The sequence below is a fragment of the Acidovorax sp. LjRoot117 genome (assembly GCF_964252695.1).
Lineage (GTDB): Bacteria > Pseudomonadota > Gammaproteobacteria > Burkholderiales > Burkholderiaceae_C > Acidovorax.
Map to the genome: position 1 here is coordinate 465,013 of NZ_CAXUPO020000001.1, position 16,758 is coordinate 481,770.

The window sequence follows — 16,758 nt, forward strand, 5'->3', positions numbered from 1 at the left end:
GCACGTACCCGCCACCGAGCAAGGTGCCGCAGAGGCTGTTTACCAGAGCCCTGAAAAGCGCTGGCAGGTGCCCTGCCAGCACCCTCCAAACCTGGGTAGTCCCCCGCCTACAAAGTCACCCTGTAAATTCCTGCAACTTCGTGTTGCATTGCAGCAGAGCATGGACTCCAACGAGTTCATACCCATGCCGCCGCTCCACACGCCCCCGCAGGCCTCCGTGCCGACTCCGCCTTCGGCGGCTGCATCTCGCTACCGGCAGTTCGACTGGCTGGGCGCGCACCACACCTCCACCCAAACCACTTTCCGCGTCTGGGCGCCCAATGCACGGCGCGTAGATCTGATCGGCGAGTTCAACGGGTGGCAGCCCGCGGCCATGGCGCTGCTGGACGATGGCTCCGGGGTCTGGGTCGGTGCGGCAGATGCGGTCCGCGTGGGGGACCTGTACAAGTACCGTGTGCAGGACGCTCACGGCGTGTGGACCGAGAAATCCGACCCCTATGCACTGCGCGCCGAACCAGCGCCCGGCACGGCGTCGCAGGTCTGGCGGCTGGACTACCAGTGGGGCGACCGTGCATGGATGGCGTCGCGCGGCCACCGGCCATCGGCCAGCAGCCCGATGTCGATCTATGAAGTGCACCTGGGGTCCTGGCAGCGGCACGAAGACGGGCGGCTGCTCAACTACCGTGACATCGCCCACCGGCTGGCCGCGCACTGCGAAGCGATGGGCTTCACGCATGTGGAAATCATGCCCGTGGCGGAGCACCCGTTCTACGGCTCCTGGGGTTATCAGACGACGGGCTATTTCGCACCCACGGCGCGGTACGGCGACCCGCAGGACCTGATGGCGTTCGTCGACACGCTGCACCAGCACGGTATCGGCGTGATCCTGGACTGGGTGGGCTCGCATTTTCCGTCCGACCAGCATGCGCTGGCCCGCTTCGACGGCACGGCGCTGTACGAGCACGAGGACCCGCGCAAGGGCTTTCACCCCCAGTGGAACAGCCTGATCTTCAACTACGGTCGCTACGAGGTCCGCGACTTTCTCATCAGCAGTGCACTGTTCTGGCTGGAGAAGTACCACTTCGACGGCCTGCGCGTGGATGCGGTGTCGTCCATGCTGTACCTGGATTTTTCACGCGAGCCCGGGCAGTGGCTGCCCAACGCCGACGGCGGCCACCAGAACTGGGAGGCGGTGCAGTTTCTGCGCGACCTCAACGGCGCGGTGAGCGAATCTTTCCCCGACGTGCACATGATGGCCGAGGAGTCGACCTCCTGGTCCGGTGTCTCGCGCCCCGTGCCAAGCGGCGGGCTCGGATTCGGCACGAAGTGGAACATGGGCTGGATGAACGACACGCTGCGCTACATGCAGCGCGCGCATGTCCATCGCCAGTGGCATGAGGGCGACATCCGGTTCTCGGCCGTCTACGCGTTCGACGAAAACTTCGTGCTGGCGCTCTCCCACGACGAGGTGGTGTACGGCAAGAAGAGCCTGCTGATGCGCCAGCCCGGCGACGAGTGGCAGCGCTTTGCGGGGCTGCGCACGCTGTACGGCCTGATGTGGTCGCACCCCGGCAAGAAGCTGCTCTTCATGGGTGGGGAGTTCGGCCAGGTGGAGGAATGGCACCACGAGCGCACGCTCGACTGGCACCTGTGGGCCAAGGCGCTGCACGGCGGTGTGGCGCGCTGGGTGACCGACCTGAACCACGCCTACCGCACGCTGCCCGCGCTGCACCTGCACGACTTCGATCCGGCCGGTTTCTCCTGGGCCCCCATGGAGCCGCACCACACCACGGTGCTGGCCATGCTGCGCCGCGCGGGCAACGACACGGTGCTGGCGGTGCACAACCTGACCCCCACCCCCCTGTACGGCGTGCGCATCGGCGTGCCGCAGGCCGGCATGTGGCACGAAATCTTGAACAGCGACGCCGCGTGCTACGGCGGCAGCGGCGTGGGCAACGCCGGCACGGCCGTGGCCATTGCCGAGCCTTTGGGCGACCTTCCCGCCAGCATGCGCATCACCGTGCCGCCGCTGGCCAGTGTTTTCTTTTCCAACCGCCCTGCGGGGCACCGATTGACATAGATACTGGAGCGCACCGATGTCACGCACAACCAACGTACTGGCGATTGTCATGGCAGGTGGGGAGGGTTCCCGCTTGCACCCTCTCACTGCTGAACGCTGCAAGCCTGCAGTACCTTTCAACGGCAAGCACCGCATCGTGGACTTCGTGCTGTCCAACCTGGTCAACTCGGAGATCTACTCGATCTACCTGCTGGTCCAGTACAAGTCGCAGTCGCTGATCGAGCACATCCGCCAGTCCTGGACGATGACGCGCTTCATCCCCCAGCACTTCGTGACGGTGGTGCCGCCACAGATGCGCAATGGTCCGGAGTGGTTCCAGGGCACGGCGGATTCGGTCTATCAGAACATCCACCTGATCGAGAGCTTCCAGCCTGACATCGTGGCTGTGTTCGGTGCAGACCACATCTACCGCATGGACGTGCGCCAGATGGTGGACTTTCACCGCGCCACCAATGCGCATGTGAGCGTGGCGACACTGCCCGTGCCCCTGGCGCAAAGCAACCAGTTCGGCATCGTCGAGATCGACTCGCAGCACCGCATCAGCCAGTTCGTGGAAAAGCCGGCATCGGCCGACCCCATGCCGGGCAGCACCACCCATACGCTGGCTTCCATGGGCAACTACCTCTTCAACGCCGACGTGCTGCTCGACGCGCTGCGCAAGGCCCACGCCACCGGGCACAGCGATTTCGGCCGCGACATCCTGCCGACCATGCTGCAATCGCACCGCCTCATGGCGTATGACTTCAATACCAACTCCATCCCCGGCACCGCGGCGTATGAGGAGCACGGCTACTGGCGCGACGTGGGCACCATCGACGCTTACTTCGATGCCCACTTCGACACCCTGGGCGCCACCCCGCGCTTTCGCATGACCAACAGGCATTGGCCCATCTACGCGAGCCCCGACCAGGCCGAGTCTGCGCAGATCGAAAATGGCGTGCTGCACCGCTCGGTCGTGGGCTCGGGCAGCATCGTGGACGGCGCGTCGCTCGACCATGCGATGCTGCGCCGCTCCGTGCTGGTGGAACGCAACGCGCATCTGGAGCACTGCATCGTCATGGAGCGCTCACGCATCGGCCCCGGGGCCCGCATCCGCCGCGCCATCATCGACCAGGACAACGACATACCCGGCCATGAACGCATCGGCTTCGACATGGAGGCGGACCGCAAGCGCTTTCACGTCACGCCCAGCGGCATCGTCGTCGTTCCGCGCAATTTCTTCCCTGCGCGCGGCACTGCCGACGGCACCATGGGCGCGGTCGGCCGCCTGCGCGCTCCCGCCGCCCGAGCGTCGTCGACGGCCATGTTCGACGGCGAATTCCGGGCTGCAGCATGAAGTACGACGTGTCCACCACGGGACCATCCACCGGCTCCGCCAAGCGATCGCGCGCCACCCGCCACCGGGTGGAGGCTGGACGATCCTGGCCACTGGGCGCCACGGCCGACCGCCAGGGCGTCAACTTCGCGGTCTACTCGCGCATCGCCGACTCGGTGGAGGTCTGCCTCTTCGCGCCGGACGGCAGCGAGACCGAGCGCATTGCGCTCCCAGCGCTGACCGACGACGTCTGGCACGGCTTTGTGCACGGCCTGCGCCCAGGCCAGGCCTATGGGCTGCGCGTGCACGGCCCTTACGATCCCGCCCAGGGGCAGCGCTGCAACCCTGCCCTGCTGCTGATCGACCCCTATGCCCAGGCCCTGGCGGCACCTGTGCGCGGCGCGTCCGACCAGTTCGGCTACCAGCTCGGCCATGACGATGAGGACCTGGCCCCCGCCACCGCCGACAACGGCCGCACGGCACCCAAGTCCCGCGTCGTGCGCTCGCGCTTCGACTGGGGCAATGACCAGCCACCGCGCGTGGCACCCAACGACACGGTTTTCTACGAGGTGCACGTCAAGGGGTTCACCCAGACCATGCCCGATGTGCCCGAGGCACAGCGGGGCACGTACGCGGGACTGGCCAGTGCACCGGCCATTGCACACCTGCAGCAACTGGGCGTGACCAGCGTGGAGCTGTTGCCCGTGCAGGCGTTCGTGGACGACCTCAGGCTCATCGAACTGGGGCTGGCCAACTACTGGGGCTACAACACCATCGCGTTCTTCGCGCCGGAGCCCCGGTACGCCACCCAGGCTGCGCAGGCGCTCGACGGCGGAGTGGACGAATTCAAGGCCATGGTCAAGGCGCTGCATTCCGCCGGCATCGAGGTGATCCTGGATGTCGTCTACAACCACACGGGCGAAGGCAACCACCTGGGGCCCACGCTCAGCCTGAAGGGCATCGACCACGCGGCCTATTACCGCCTGGCCGAAGAACCGCGCTTTTGCGCCGACATCACCGGCACGGGGAATACGGTGGACACCAGCAGCCCCCCCGCACTGCGCCTGGTGCTCGACAGCCTGCGCTACTGGGTGCAAGAGATGCATGTGGACGGCTTCCGCTTCGACTTGGCCTCCGCGCTGGGCCGCGACGCCGCCTGCGAGTTCACGTGGCGCGCCCCGTTCTTTGCCGCCATCGCGCAGGACCCGGTGCTGTCGCGCGTGAAGCTGATCGCCGAGCCCTGGGACCTGGGCATCAACGGCTACCAGCTGGGCGGGTTCCCCACCGGCTGGATGGAATGGAACGGCCGCTACCGCGACGCGGTGCGCGACTACTGGACCAACGCAGACGCCAGCCTGCCCGCCTTCGCAGCCAGCCTGTGCGGCTCTGCCGACATGCTGGAGCCGCGCCGCCGCAGCCCCACGGCCAGCGTCAACCTGGTCACGGTGCACGACGGCTTCACGCTGGCCGATCTGGTGAGCTACAACGGCAAGCACAACGACGCCAATGGCGAAGAGAACCGCGACGGCGAAGACCACAACCGCAGCTGGAACTGCGGGGCCGAAGGTGACACCGACGACGCGGACATCCTGGCCCTGCGCGAGCGCCAGACGCGCAACCTGCTGGCCACCCTGTTCCTGTCGCACGGCACGCCGCTGCTGCTGGGCGGGGACGAGTTGGGGCGCACGCAGCGCGGCAACAACAACGGCTACTGCCAGGACAATGACCTGTCCTGGTTCGACTGGGAGCGGGCCTCGGGCCATGTACAGCTGCAGGCCTTCACCGCAGACCTGATCGCGCTGCGGCGCAGCCTGCCGGTGGTGCGACTGGCAGCATGGCCGCACCATGCGGCCGACATTGCTCCCTGCGTGGCTGTGCAGTGGTACAGCGTGTGGGGCTTGTCCATGACCCCGGACGAGTGGAACGACCCGGCCGTGCGCTGCGTGTCGGCATTGATGGAGAGCACGCGCGAGCACGAGGACTCTTTGTTGATGCTCTTCAACGCCTCCGGCGACGAAGCCACTTTCACGCTGCCAGCGGACCCGGACGGCCGGCGCTGGGCGCTGCGCCTGGACACCCGCGACGCGCAGGTGACCAAGGTGCAAGGCACGCAGGGCACCGCCCCCGCACAGGCTGACGCACCGGAGGGGGCTCCAGGCGCAACGCCTGTGGCCATCGACGCTGGCGCGGCTTACACCCTGCTGCCACACTCCATGGCCGCATTCACGGCGCCATCGCGCGGCATCGACAAAAAAGGCACCGAGACGACGCCCCCATGAACAGCCCTGCAGAGCCGCCGGATGTGAGCCACCCCATGCCGTTCGGTGCCCGGCTTCGCCGGCGGCGTGCCGGGGCGGACTTTCGCCTGTGGGCGCCTGCGGCGTCGCAAGTGGCTTTGGTGCATGCGCCGGACGGCAACCAGGGTGCCCTGGACCACACGGCGGCAGAGCGCCTGTCGGGCGGCTGGTGGCATGTCGGGCTGGCGCAAGCGACGGCATCCACGCGCTACCAGTGGCTGATCAATGGCGACACGCGCGTGCCCGACCCTGCCGCCCGCCAGGCTCCGGACGGGCCCCACGGCCTGTGCGTGGTGTCCGACCCCAGCGCCTATGCCTGGGAGCAGACCGCCTGGAGCGGCCGCCCCTGGCACGAGCTGGTGTTCTATGAACTGCACATAGGCACCTTCACGCCGCAGGGCACTTACACCGCCGCAGCCGCACACCTGCCCCGGCTGGCTGCGATGGGGTTCACCGCCCTCGAACTCATGCCCCTGGCCACGTTCGGCGGCCAATGGGGCTGGGGCTACGACGGCGTGCTGCCCTTCGCGCCCCACCCGGCGTATGGAACACCGGACGACCTCAAGCGCTTCGTGGACACCGCCCACGCGCTGGGGCTGTGCGTGTTCCTGGACGTGGTCTACAACCATTTCGGGCCGGACGGCAACTATCTGCACACCTATGCGCCGGCCTTCTTCTCCGATCGCCACGACAGCCCCTGGGGGCGCGCCATCAACTTCGACCTGGAAGGCAGCGAGGTGGTGCGTGCGTTCTTCCTGCACAACGCGCTGTACTGGATCGACGAGTTCCGCATGGATGGCCTGCGGCTCGACGCCGTGCACGCCATTGCCGACGACAGCAACCCCGACATCCTGCAAGAGATCAGCACGCGGGTGCATGCGCTGGCGCAGGCCACCGACCGGCATGTGCACCTGGTCCTTGAAAACGAGAAAAACCAGCCCGCCCGGCTGGCCCAGCCGGCATCTGCCTCGGGCCACTACGACGGCCAGTGGAACGATGACTTCCACCACGCGGTGCATGTGGCCCTGACCGGCGAGACCCACACCTACTACGCCAAGTTCGCGGCAGACCCCATCGACCTTCTGGCCCGGGTGCTCACGCAGGGCTTTGCGTTTCCAAACGGCCGTCCGGCGACGGATGCCGACGCGCCACTGCCGCTGTCGCTGCTGGTGAACTTCATCGGCAACCACGACCAGATCGGCAACCGCGCGTTCGGAGAGCGCCTGTCGATGCTGGTGCCGGGGCCTGCCGTGGAGCTGGCCTTGCTGTTGTCGCTGCTGACACCCGCCACGCCCATGGTGTTCATGGGCGACGAGTGGGGCGCGACGACGCCGTTTTTGTACTTTGCCAACTGGGAGGGCGCGCTGCGCGACGCGGTGCGCAGCGGGCGCCAGCGCGAATTCAGCCATGTCCTGTCGGGCGCAGCGGCGTTGCCCGACCCCTGCGATGCGGCCACCCTGGCCGCAAGCCAGCTGGACTGGTCCCAGGCGGAAACGCCCGCCGCGCGCCAGCGCAGCGAACTGGTGCGCCAGGCCCTGGAAGTGCGGCGCCACTGGCTGCTGCCGCATGCCCGCGCATTGCGCAACCTGGACCACACTGCCGAACGCGTGGGAGCCCACGGGCTGCGTGTGGGATGGCGCTATGGCCAGGGCATGCAGTGGTGGCTGGAGATCAACCTGGGCCCTGAGCGCCTGCACGATGCGCCGCCGGCCCCCGAGGGTGTCGCCGTCTTCCAGCACCGATGGATCGAGGGCCAGCAGGGCGCGCCACGGGCCTGGGAGCCCTGGTCCGCCCGCTGGACCTGTACTGAAGGATTCGCATGAGTTTTGACAGGCCCTCTGCGGCCGACGCGCCGTCGGCCGACCTTTTGCAGCGCGCCCGGCGCGCGGGCATTGCCGACCAGTACTCGGGCTTTTGGGGCGAAACCGTGGCGGTGAGCACGCAGGTGATGGAGCGCGCACTCGGCGCCATGGGCCCCCATGCCGATGCCGCCCTGCTCGCCGACACCGTGGTGGTGGCTGCGGGCAGTACTGCACAGGTCGCGCTGGCCGCCGCGGGCGACTGGCAGTTGCTGGACCTGGAACACCCCACCGACGCGCCGCGCCTTCGCGGCCACGGCAGTGCCGCAGAGCTGCCCGACTCGCTGCCTGCCGGGTACTACCAACTGCGCAGCAATGCGGGCGTTGACCGCACCGTCCTCGTCGCGCCAGCCCAGTGCTGGCTGCCCGACGGGCTGCGCCAGGGACAACGCTGGTGGGGCATCACCGCGCAGATGTATTCCCTGCGGTCCGAGCGCAGCTGGGGCATTGGCGACTTCTCCGACCTGGCGCAGTGCGTAGCGCTGGCCTCGGTGCAAGGCGCTGCTTTCGTCGGGCTGAGCCCCGTGCACGCGCTGCGCCCGGGGCAGCCCGAGGCGGCCAGCCCCTACAGCCCGAGCAGCCGGCTGGCGCTGAATGTGCACCACATCGACGTGACCGCGGTACCGGAATACCTGCACTGCGCAGACACGCAGCAGCTGTGCCGTGACCCCGGTTTCAACGCCCGGCTGCAGGCCGCGCAGCAGAGCACGTCGGTCGACTACACCGCGGTGGCCTCGCTTAAGGACGCGGCTCTTTCGCGGCTGTGGCAGACCTTCCGGCGGACGGCCTGGGCCGCCCAGTCCACCCGCGGCGCGGCGTTCGACCAGTTCCGGGCGGAGCATGCAGCCACGCTGGAGCCCCACGCCCGCTACGAAGCGATCCAGTGCGCGCTGCAGTCGCGCGATGCCGCGGTGTGGGGCTGGCCCGCGTGGCCCCAGGACCTGCGGGACCCGCAGGGTGCCGCTGTGCAGGCCTGGGTGCTGGAGCATGCCGACGATGTGGCCTACCGCATGTGGCTGCAATGGATCGCACATGATCAGCTGGCGCAGGCCGGTGCCAGCGCACGCAAGCTCATGCCCATCGGGCTGTACTGCGACCTGGCCGTGGGCGCGGCAGATGGCGGCACGGACACGTGGGTCGGGCAGGCGCTCCACGCACGCGGCATGAACATCGGTGCCCCGCCCGACCCGCTGAGCACGCAGGGCCAGGACTGGGGCTTGCCGCCGGTCAATCCGGTCGCCCTGGCCGCCGCACACTACCTGCCGTTCCAGCGCATGCTGGCTGCAGTGATGGCACCGGCCGGTGCCCTGCGCATGGACCACGTCATGGCGCTGATGCGCCTGTTCTGGACCAGCCCGGAAGGTGGCACCTATGTGAACTATCCGCTGCAGCCGTTGCTGGCGGTGGTGGCCATCGAAAGCCACCGCCACCGCTGCATGGTCATCGGCGAAGACCTGGGCAATGTCGCGCCGGTGATGCGCGAAGCGTCGGCCGAGCGCGCCTTGCTGTCCTACCGCCCGCTCATCTTCGAACGGCTGGAGGGCGGCGCGTTTCGCCCACCGGCGCAGTGGCCCACGGCGGCGCTGGCGGTGGTCAGCACCCACGACCTGCCCACGCTGGCGGGCTTCTGGACTGCCAGCGACGTCGCGGTACAGGCGTCCTTGGGCTGGCTCGACAACGATGCGCATGTGCGCAGCGTGCTGGCGCGCGCGCAGGACCGCACGCAGCTGTTGGCCGCCCTGGATGCCGAAGGGCTGCTGCCCGAGGGCATCACGGTGGACGCGCTGTCCGCACCCGACATGACGCCGCCGCTGGCCGCCGCCGTGCACCGCTACCTGGCACGCACGCCCTGCATGCTGGTGGGTGTGCAGCTGGAGGACCTGCTGGGCCAGCGCGAGCAGCCCAACGTGCCGGGCACGACCGACGACGTACACCCCAACTGGCGCCGCCGCATGGCATGCACGCTGGAGCAACTGCCTGCCGGCCCGTTCTTTGCGGCCATCAGCGCAGCCGTGCGCCAGGAGCGCGGAGGCCTGCACAGCACCGAGAGCGCCCTGCCTGCGCTGCACACGGCGGACATCCCGCGCGCCACGTACCGGTTGCAGTTGCACAAGGACTTCAACTTCGCGCAGGCGCGTGCCGCCGTGCCCTACCTGCACGCGCTGGGGGTGAGCCACCTGTACTCCTCGCCCTACCTGCAGGCCACCGAGGGCAGCACCCATGGCTACGACATGGTCGACCCGTCCCGCCTGAATGCGGAGATCGGCACCGACGACGATCACGATGCCCTGTGCACAGCCCTGGCAGAGCACGGCATGGGCCATCTGCTGGACACGGTGCCCAACCACATGGGTGTGGACGATGCCGGCAACCGCTGGTGGCGCGACGTGCTCGAGCACGGCATGTCGTCCCCGCACGCCACGACGTTCGACATCGAATGGAACCCCGCCAATCCACAGACGCGCCACCGCGTGCTGTTGCCCGTGCTGGGCGACCACTATGGCAAGGTGCTGGAGTCTGGCGAGTTGCAGGTGCGCTTCGATGGCGACACCGGGCGCTTTGCCGTGGCGTACTGGGAGCGCACCTTCCCGCTCGACCCCCGCAGCTACGCGCTGGTGCTCGGCGCGGTGCCTTTGCCGGTGGCGGCCACGCCCGGGGCCGGGCAGGACGACCTCGCCGCCGTGCACTCGCTGGTGGATGCCCTGGGCCTGCTGCCCCCGCACGACACGCCGGAGCCGGCGCTGCGGACCACCCGGCTGCGCGATGCCACCGTGCACCAGCAGCGCCTGGCCGGATTTGCGTCGCGCCTGGCCTGGGTGCGCGACTGGATCGACGCCAGCTTGGCGCGGGTGAACGGAACGCCGGGCGACGCGGCCAGCTTCGACCTGCTCGACCAGTTGCTGCAGGGCCAGGCGTACAGGTTGGCGGACTGGCGGGTGGCTGGCGACGACATCAACTACCGCCGGTTCTTCGACGTCAATGCACTGGCCGCGGTGCGCATGGAAAACACCGAGGTGTTCGATGCCGTGCACGCCCTGACCTTCCGCTGGCTGGCGCAGGGCAAGGTCAGCGGCCTGCGCATCGACCACCCCGATGGCCTGGCCGACCCTGCGCAGTACTTCACGCGGCTGCAGCAGCGCTATCAGGGCCTGCTGCAGGCGCAAGGCCTGCCGCCGCGCGCGCTGTACATCGTGGTCGAGAAGATCATGGCCGAGCACGAGCCCCTGCCCGCCGACTGGCAGGTGCATGGCGGCACGGGATACCGCTTCTCGCGGCTGGTCAACGGAGTGTTCGTCGACCCCGATGCACAGGACCGCTTCGATGCGGTCTACCTGGGGTTCACCGGTCACACCCTGGCCTTCGAAGACGCAGCGCGCGAGTGCAAGCGGCTCATCATCGAGACCGCATTGTTCAGCGACCTGGCGTGGCTGGTGAGCACCCTGAGCCAGATCACGCGGGCCGACCGGCGCGCCTGCGACTTCACCCGCAACCAGCTGCGGGTGGCCCTGGTCGAAGTGGCCACGCAGTTCCCGGTGTACCGCACCTACGTCGTGCCGGGCGGCGCGGCGCCCAGTGCCATCGATGTGCAGCACATCGACTGGGCCATTGCGGCAGCGCGCAGGCGCCTGGGCACGGCCGAAGGCGGCGTGCTGGCCTTTGTGCGCGCGGTGCTGATGGGCGAAGACGGCCCTGCACCCGAGTTGCGCGCGCACTTCGTGCGGCGGTGGCAGCAGTTCACCGCGCCGGTGATGGCCAAGGCGGTGGAAGACACCTTGTTCTACCGCTACGTGCGCCTGGTCTCGCTCAACGATGTGGGTGCCGAACCGCGGCGCTTCGGACTGCCGGTCTCCGCCTTCCACCAGGCCAACATGCAGCGCGCCCGGCATGTGCCGTACGGCCTGCTGGCCACCTCGACGCACGACAGCAAGCGCTCGGAAGACGTGCGCGCACGGCTGAACGTGTTGTCCGAACTGGTGGACGAGTGGGAGGCCACGGTGCACGCGCTGCAGGCGGCGGCAGAGCCGTTTCGCCGCACGGTGGACGATGCGGCAGCGCCCAGCGCGCACGACCTGTGGGCCCTGTTCCAGGCGCTGGTGGGCATCTGGCCCGCCACGGGCTGCGACGATGAATGCCTGCCCATGCTGAAGGAGCGCATCGAGCGGTACATGGTGAAGGCCATGCGCGAGGCCAAGCTGCAAAGCAACTGGCTCTTTCCCAACGAGGCCTACGAAGACGCGGTGCGGCACTACATCGCCAAGGCCCTGGCCAGCGGCGAGTTCCTGCACGCCCTGCAGGCCTGGGTGCAGCGCATCGCGCCGTACGGCTTTCGCAACAGCCTGTGCCAGGTGGCGATCAAGCTCACGGCGCCGGGCGTGCCTGACATCTACCAGGGCTGCGAGCAGTGGAACTTCTCGTTGGTGGACCCGGACAACCGGCGCCCGGTGGACTTCCTGCAGCTGCAGGCATCGCTGCAGCCTTTGCAGGCCCTGTATGCGCCAGGCCACTACCCCACGCCCGCCGACTGGACAAGCCTTCTGGGCACGGCAGCAGACATGCCAGCGGCCACCAAGCAGCTGGTGACCTGGCGGCTGCTGCAGCTGCGCGCACGCCACGCCGCGCTGCTGCGCGATGCCATCTATCTGCCGCTGGCGGTGCAAGGCCCTGCGGCGTCCCACGCCCTGGCGTATGCGCGCGTGCATGAGGGCCAGGCCCTGGTGGTGGTGTGCGGCCGGCTGCTGGCCGCGTGGGACGCCCAGCACCGCGGCGACTGGCAGGACACGCAGGTCAGCCTGGCAGATGCCCACCCGGCCCTTGCCAAGCCTGCGCGGTGGGTGGATCTTTTCACCGGCCAGACCCTGGACAATGCCCAGCACCTGCCGCTGTCCGCCGTGCTGGGCGCCGTGGGCGCAGGCGGGAGCCGCCTGCCGTTTGCCGTACTGGTCACCCAAGACATGATTCCATGAAAGTTCTGTTCGCCACGCCCGAGTGCGCGCCCCTGGTCAAGACCGGGGGCCTGGGTGATGTGAGCGCCGCGCTGCCTGCCGCACTGGCGCAGCGCGGTGCCGATGTCGCGCTGCTGATGCCAGCTTATGCCGACATGAAGATCGATGGCAGCCTCGACGCCATCGTCGCGCTGCCCGCCCAGGGCCGCTGGCCGGCTGCGCAGTTGCTGCGCGTGCGCTGCGCAGGCGTGCCGCCGCTGTGGCTGTTGTCCTGCCCCGCTCTGTACGGCACGGCCGACACGCCCTATGCCAACCCGGGCGACCCCGACGGGCATGGCCAGGCACTGCGGTTCGGCTTTCTCGCGCGCGTGGCGGCGCTCATCGGCTCGCCCGAGACCCCCATCGGCTGGCAGGCCGACATCGTGCACGCGAACGACTGGCCCAGCGCGCTGGCCCCGCTGTACCTGCACCAGCGCCGCCAGATGGGCGAGGGCCGCACCGCGCGCAGCGTGATGACCGTGCACAACCTGGCGTTCCAGGGCGTGTTTCCGATGGCCGCTGCGGACCTGCTGGAGGTGCACCCTGCCCACCGCGGCACGGAGGGCGTGGAGTACTGGGGCCAGCTGTCGATGCTCAAGGCCGGCCTGCAGTACGCGGACGCCATCACGACGGTCAGCCCCACCTATGCCGCGGAGATCCAGCAGCCCGCGCTGGGCTTCGGGCTCGATGGCCTGCTGCGCCACCACGCGGGCAAGCTGCACGGTTTGCTCAACGGCATCGACACGGCCATCTGGAACCCCGGGCACGATCCGCTCATTGCAGCGCCGTACAGCGCAGACGACCTGGCGCCCAAGGCATTGAGCCGGGCGGCCCTGCGCGAGCGCTGCGGCTTGCAGGCCGGCAGCCGCCCGCTCCTGGGCATGGTGGGGCGCCTCACGACGCAAAAGGGTGTGGATTTTGTGATCGCTGGCGCCCGCAGACTGCTGGCCCAGGGCGCACAACTGGCCGTACTGGGGCGCGGCGAGGCGGGCCTGGAAGACGCGCTGACCGCACTGGCCGCCGCGCATCCGGGGCAGGTGCAGGTGACGCTGGGGTTCGACGAGGGCCTGGCGCACCTCATCGAAGCGGGGGCGGACTGCTTTCTCATGCCCTCCCGGTTCGAGCCCTGTGGACTGAACCAGATGTACAGCCAGGTGTACGGCACGCCGCCGCTCGTCACGCGCACCGGCGGACTGGCGGACACGGTGCAGGACGCGGACAGCCGCCTGGCCACGGGCACAGGCTTCGTGATGCCGGGCATGGCGCAGTCCGACTTCGACGCCACGGCAGACCGCGTGCTGGCAGCGTGGCGCAAGCCGCAGCAATGGGCCGCGCTGCAAAAGCGGTGCATGGCGCAGGACTATGCGTGGGCGCATGCCGCCAAGCCCTATCTGGCCTTGTATACGCGCCTGCTGGCCGGCGATGCTGCAGTTGAGGCACCGATGCTGCCCCCTCAAGGACGCTGAGTCGGGCGGAGGTGGGGCATGCCGCTGGAGTGGTGACATTCCGCAGCCAGGCGCCGGCCGTTGGCTTACTGCATGCCACAAGCTGGCAAGCTGGCAAGTTGGCAGGCAGACATCCCGGCCATCTGCAACCCGCACAACCCTTCTGCCCAAAAAAAAGCCCGCACAGTGCGGGCTTAACACTTGCATGGTGCAAGCGGGAGGGATGTCGAGAGGGTGTCGACGGATGGATATTAGAGGGGTGTGAAAACCCCGCATGTAGGACGGAGCCGACTCTTCCAACGATGCGATCGCACTGATAATTTTCGAAATTCGCCACAACGTGCTGCGCAGCTATTTCCGCCTCCAGCCCCTGCGTTGTTACCGGTGGACACCCCCGACCGCTGAGCCTTCCTTTATGGTGGCTGCAGTGCATCCAGATTTTGAGGAGTCCCTGACATGCCCCGACCCATTCGTTTCGTCTCCACCAGCCTGGTCCTCGCCGCGGCTGCCATTGCCGGTTGCTCGGGCTACGGGACATCGCCTTCTGCGCCCAGCGGCTCCACGGGCGCCAGTGCGCCGCCGCCACCGCCCAGCGGTATGTGCAATGCACAGCCTGCACAGGGCGCGGTGGGGCAAGACAGCACGCCCACGGTGGTCGAATCCGCCCGCACGCGCTCGGGCGCGCAGATGGCCCGCATCCTGCGCCCCGGGCAGATGATCACCAAGGAGTTCAACGCCCAGCGGCTGAACCTGGAGGTGGACGCCAGCGGGCGCGTCGTGGCCGTGACGTGCGGCTGAGGACGGCTGCGCCGATTGCAGACGCGCCAGGCGTCGGCAGCGCCTGAGGCCGCTCAATCGGCGAGGAACAGCTCCTGCAGGTCGTTCAGGAAGTCGAAGCCCCGCTCGGTAGCGCGCACGCGGGCCATGTCCCGCTCGATCAGGCCCTTGCGCTCGGCCTCCTGCAAGGCCTTGGCGATGGCCGTGATGGGCAGGCCCGTGCGGGCCGTGAAGTCCTGCAGGGCAAAGCCGTCGCGCAGGCGCAGGGCATTGAGCATGAATTCGAACGGCAGGTCGGCGCGCTTGACCTCATCGTCCTGCGCGACGGGGCGCCCGGCCAGGGCGTTGTCCATGTACAGGCGCGGCTCGCGAAAGCGCACCTGCCGCACCACGCGGTGTGCAAAGCTGAGCTTGCTGTGCGCGCCCGCACCAATGCCCAGGTAGTCGCCGAACTGCCAGTAGTTGGTGTTGTGCAAGCACTCGTGCCCGGGCTGCGCGTACGCCGATATCTCGTACCGCGACATGCCCGCCTGCACCGTCATCTCGGTGATGCGGTCGAGCATGGCGTAGGCCTGGTCGTCCTCGGGGATGGCCGGCGGGTACTTGGCGAAGTAGGTGTTGGGCTCGATGGTGAGGTGGTAGATGGAGATGTGCGGCGGCTTCAGCGCCAGCGCGGTCTGCATGTCCTGCTCCATCTCCTGCAGCGTCTGGCCCGGCAGCGCGTACATGATGTCCAGGTTGAAGGTGTCGAAGGCCTCGGACGCCTCCTGGACGGCCGCCAGGGCCTGCGCGCGGTCGTGCACGCGGCCCAGGGCCTTCAGGTGCCGGTCGTTGAAGCTCTGCACTCCCACCGACAGCCGGGTGATGCCTGCACCACGAAACGCGCGAAAGCGGTCTTTCTCGAAGGTGCCGGGGTTGGCCTCCATCGTGATCTCGCAGTCGGCCTCCAGCCGCAGCCGCGCACGGATGCCGCCGATGAGCTGGTCGATGGACGCGGGCGAGAACAGGCTGGGCGTGCCGCCACCGATGAAGATGCTGTGCACGGTGCGCCCCCAGATCAGCGGCAGCGCGGATTCCAGGTCGGCCATCAGGGCGTCGATGTAGCGCTGCTCGGGCACGGCGGAGCCACCGGCGTCGGCGTCGCTGCGGGCCTCATGCGAATTGAAATCGCAGTACGGGCACTTCTTGAGGCACCACGGCAGGTGCACGTACAGCGACAGCGGCGGCAGGCTCTGCAGTTGCAGCAAGCCCGGGCGCATGTAGTGCTGGATGTCGCGCTGGGGCGCTGGCTCTGCGGGCGCGGCCGTGGCGGCAGGTGTGATGGGAATGGTGTTCATGGCGGAGGATCTGCAGGCAAATCGCCCTGGCTGTGCAGCGCTGTGGCGCTCACAGCCAACGCTCGCGCAGCAGCGCCAGCATCTGCTGCGCTGAGCGGCCGCGGTGGCTGTGGGCGTTCTTCACTTCGACGGGCAGTTCTGCAAAGGTCTTGCCGAACTCGGGGATGAACATGATGGGGTCGAACCCGAAGCCGTTGCTGCCACGGCGCTCCCGCGCGATCTCGCCGACCACGCGGCCTACGGCGATCAGGGGCTCGGGGTCTTCGGGACTGCGCACGGCGACCAGCGTGCTGACCATGGCGGCACGGCGCTGGTCCACGGCCTGCATCTGCTCGAGCAGCGCCTGCACGTTGGTGTCGTCCCCTTTGTCGTAGCCGAACTGGGTGGCGTAGTAGGCCGTGTCCACACCGGGCAGGCCGCCGAACGCGTCCACGCACAGGCCGGCATCGTCAGCCAGGGCGGGCAGCCCGGTGTGCGCCGAGGCGAAGCGCGCCTTGGCCAGCGCGTTTTCCACAAAGGTGCGAAAGGGCTCGTCGGCCTCGCCCACGCCCAGGTCGGCCTGGCGCACCAGCTCTACGCCCAGCGGGGCCAGCATGGCCTGCAGCTCGGCCAGCTTGCCGCGGTTGTTGGATGCAAGAACGATTTTCATGGTCAAAATGGTCGCTA

General features: G+C 68.5%; 9 protein-coding genes. 7 read left to right on the forward strand and 2 right to left on the reverse strand.

Annotation, left to right across the window (positions count from 1 at the left end; all coding sequences use genetic code 11):
- Nucleotides 1-184: 184 nt before the first annotated feature.
- The 7 genes from glgB (at nt 185) to ACSQ3D_RS02135 (ending at nt 14,776) form a co-directional block, all read left to right on the forward strand.
- Nucleotides 185-2,080: a 1,4-alpha-glucan branching protein GlgB gene (glgB, locus tag ACSQ3D_RS02105; protein WP_436125764.1), complete on the forward strand. Its 1,896-nt coding sequence runs from the start codon at nt 185-187 to the stop codon at nt 2,078-2,080.
- Between the two features lie 16 nt (nt 2,081-2,096).
- Nucleotides 2,097-3,416: a glucose-1-phosphate adenylyltransferase gene (locus tag ACSQ3D_RS02110; protein WP_436125765.1), complete on the forward strand. Its 1,320-nt coding sequence runs from the start codon at nt 2,097-2,099 to the stop codon at nt 3,414-3,416.
- Nucleotides 3,413-5,674 (forward strand): glycogen debranching protein GlgX, encoded by a 2,262-nt coding sequence (gene glgX / locus ACSQ3D_RS02115; protein WP_436125766.1) that lies wholly within the window; start codon nt 3,413-3,415, stop codon nt 5,672-5,674. Before ACSQ3D_RS02110 ends, glgX begins: the two co-directional genes overlap by 4 nt.
- Nucleotides 5,671-7,515 (forward strand): malto-oligosyltrehalose trehalohydrolase, encoded by a 1,845-nt coding sequence (gene treZ, locus ACSQ3D_RS02120; RefSeq protein WP_436125767.1) that lies wholly within the window; start codon nt 5,671-5,673, stop codon nt 7,513-7,515. Before glgX ends, treZ begins: the two co-directional genes overlap by 4 nt.
- On the forward strand, nt 7,512-12,515 hold the full coding sequence (gene treY / locus ACSQ3D_RS02125; protein WP_436125768.1) for a malto-oligosyltrehalose synthase: 5,004 nt from the start codon (nt 7,512-7,514) through the stop codon (nt 12,513-12,515). Before treZ ends, treY begins: the two co-directional genes overlap by 4 nt.
- Nucleotides 12,512-13,999 carry a glycogen synthase GlgA gene (gene glgA / locus ACSQ3D_RS02130; protein WP_436125769.1) on the forward strand — a complete coding sequence of 496 codons (1,488 nt, stop codon included), beginning with the start codon at nt 12,512-12,514 and terminating at the stop codon, nt 13,997-13,999. The genes treY and glgA overlap by 4 nt, the downstream gene beginning before the upstream one ends.
- Nucleotides 14,000-14,434: 435 nt before the next feature.
- Complete coding sequence (locus ACSQ3D_RS02135; RefSeq protein ID WP_056415689.1) at nt 14,435-14,776, forward strand: I78 family peptidase inhibitor; 342 nt, start codon at nt 14,435-14,437, stop codon at nt 14,774-14,776.
- Between the two features lie 53 nt (nt 14,777-14,829).
- On the opposite strand, the gene hemW is transcribed toward ACSQ3D_RS02135, so the two are convergent.
- Both hemW and rdgB read right to left on the reverse strand, forming a co-directional pair.
- Entirely contained in the window at nt 14,830-16,092 is a 1,263-nt protein-coding gene (gene hemW, locus ACSQ3D_RS02140) for a radical SAM family heme chaperone HemW (protein ID WP_396503583.1), read from the reverse strand.
- Between the two features lie 49 nt (nt 16,093-16,141).
- Nucleotides 16,142-16,741 carry an RdgB/HAM1 family non-canonical purine NTP pyrophosphatase gene (gene rdgB / locus ACSQ3D_RS02145; RefSeq protein ID WP_056161419.1) on the reverse strand — a complete coding sequence of 200 codons (600 nt, stop codon included), beginning with the start codon at nt 16,739-16,741 and terminating at the stop codon, nt 16,142-16,144.
- Between the last annotated feature and the right edge of the window lie 17 nt (nt 16,742-16,758).

Coding starts and splice junctions, on each gene's coding strand:
- glgB (WP_436125764.1), top strand. CDS start 185: ATGCCGCCGCTCCACACGCCCCCGCAGGCCTCCGTGCCGACTCCGCCT.
- ACSQ3D_RS02110 (WP_436125765.1), top strand. CDS start 2,097: ATGTCACGCACAACCAACGTACTGGCGATTGTCATGGCAGGTGGGGAG.
- glgX (WP_436125766.1), top strand. CDS start 3,413: ATGAAGTACGACGTGTCCACCACGGGACCATCCACCGGCTCCGCCAAG.
- treZ (WP_436125767.1), top strand. CDS start 5,671: ATGAACAGCCCTGCAGAGCCGCCGGATGTGAGCCACCCCATGCCGTTC.
- treY (WP_436125768.1), top strand. CDS start 7,512: ATGAGTTTTGACAGGCCCTCTGCGGCCGACGCGCCGTCGGCCGACCTT.
- glgA (WP_436125769.1), top strand. CDS start 12,512: ATGAAAGTTCTGTTCGCCACGCCCGAGTGCGCGCCCCTGGTCAAGACC.
- ACSQ3D_RS02135 (WP_056415689.1), top strand. CDS start 14,435: ATGCCCCGACCCATTCGTTTCGTCTCCACCAGCCTGGTCCTCGCCGCG.
- hemW (WP_396503583.1), bottom strand. CDS start 16,092: ATGAACACCATTCCCATCACACCTGCCGCCACGGCCGCGCCCGCAGAG.
- rdgB (WP_056161419.1), bottom strand. CDS start 16,741: ATGAAAATCGTTCTTGCATCCAACAACCGCGGCAAGCTGGCCGAGCTG.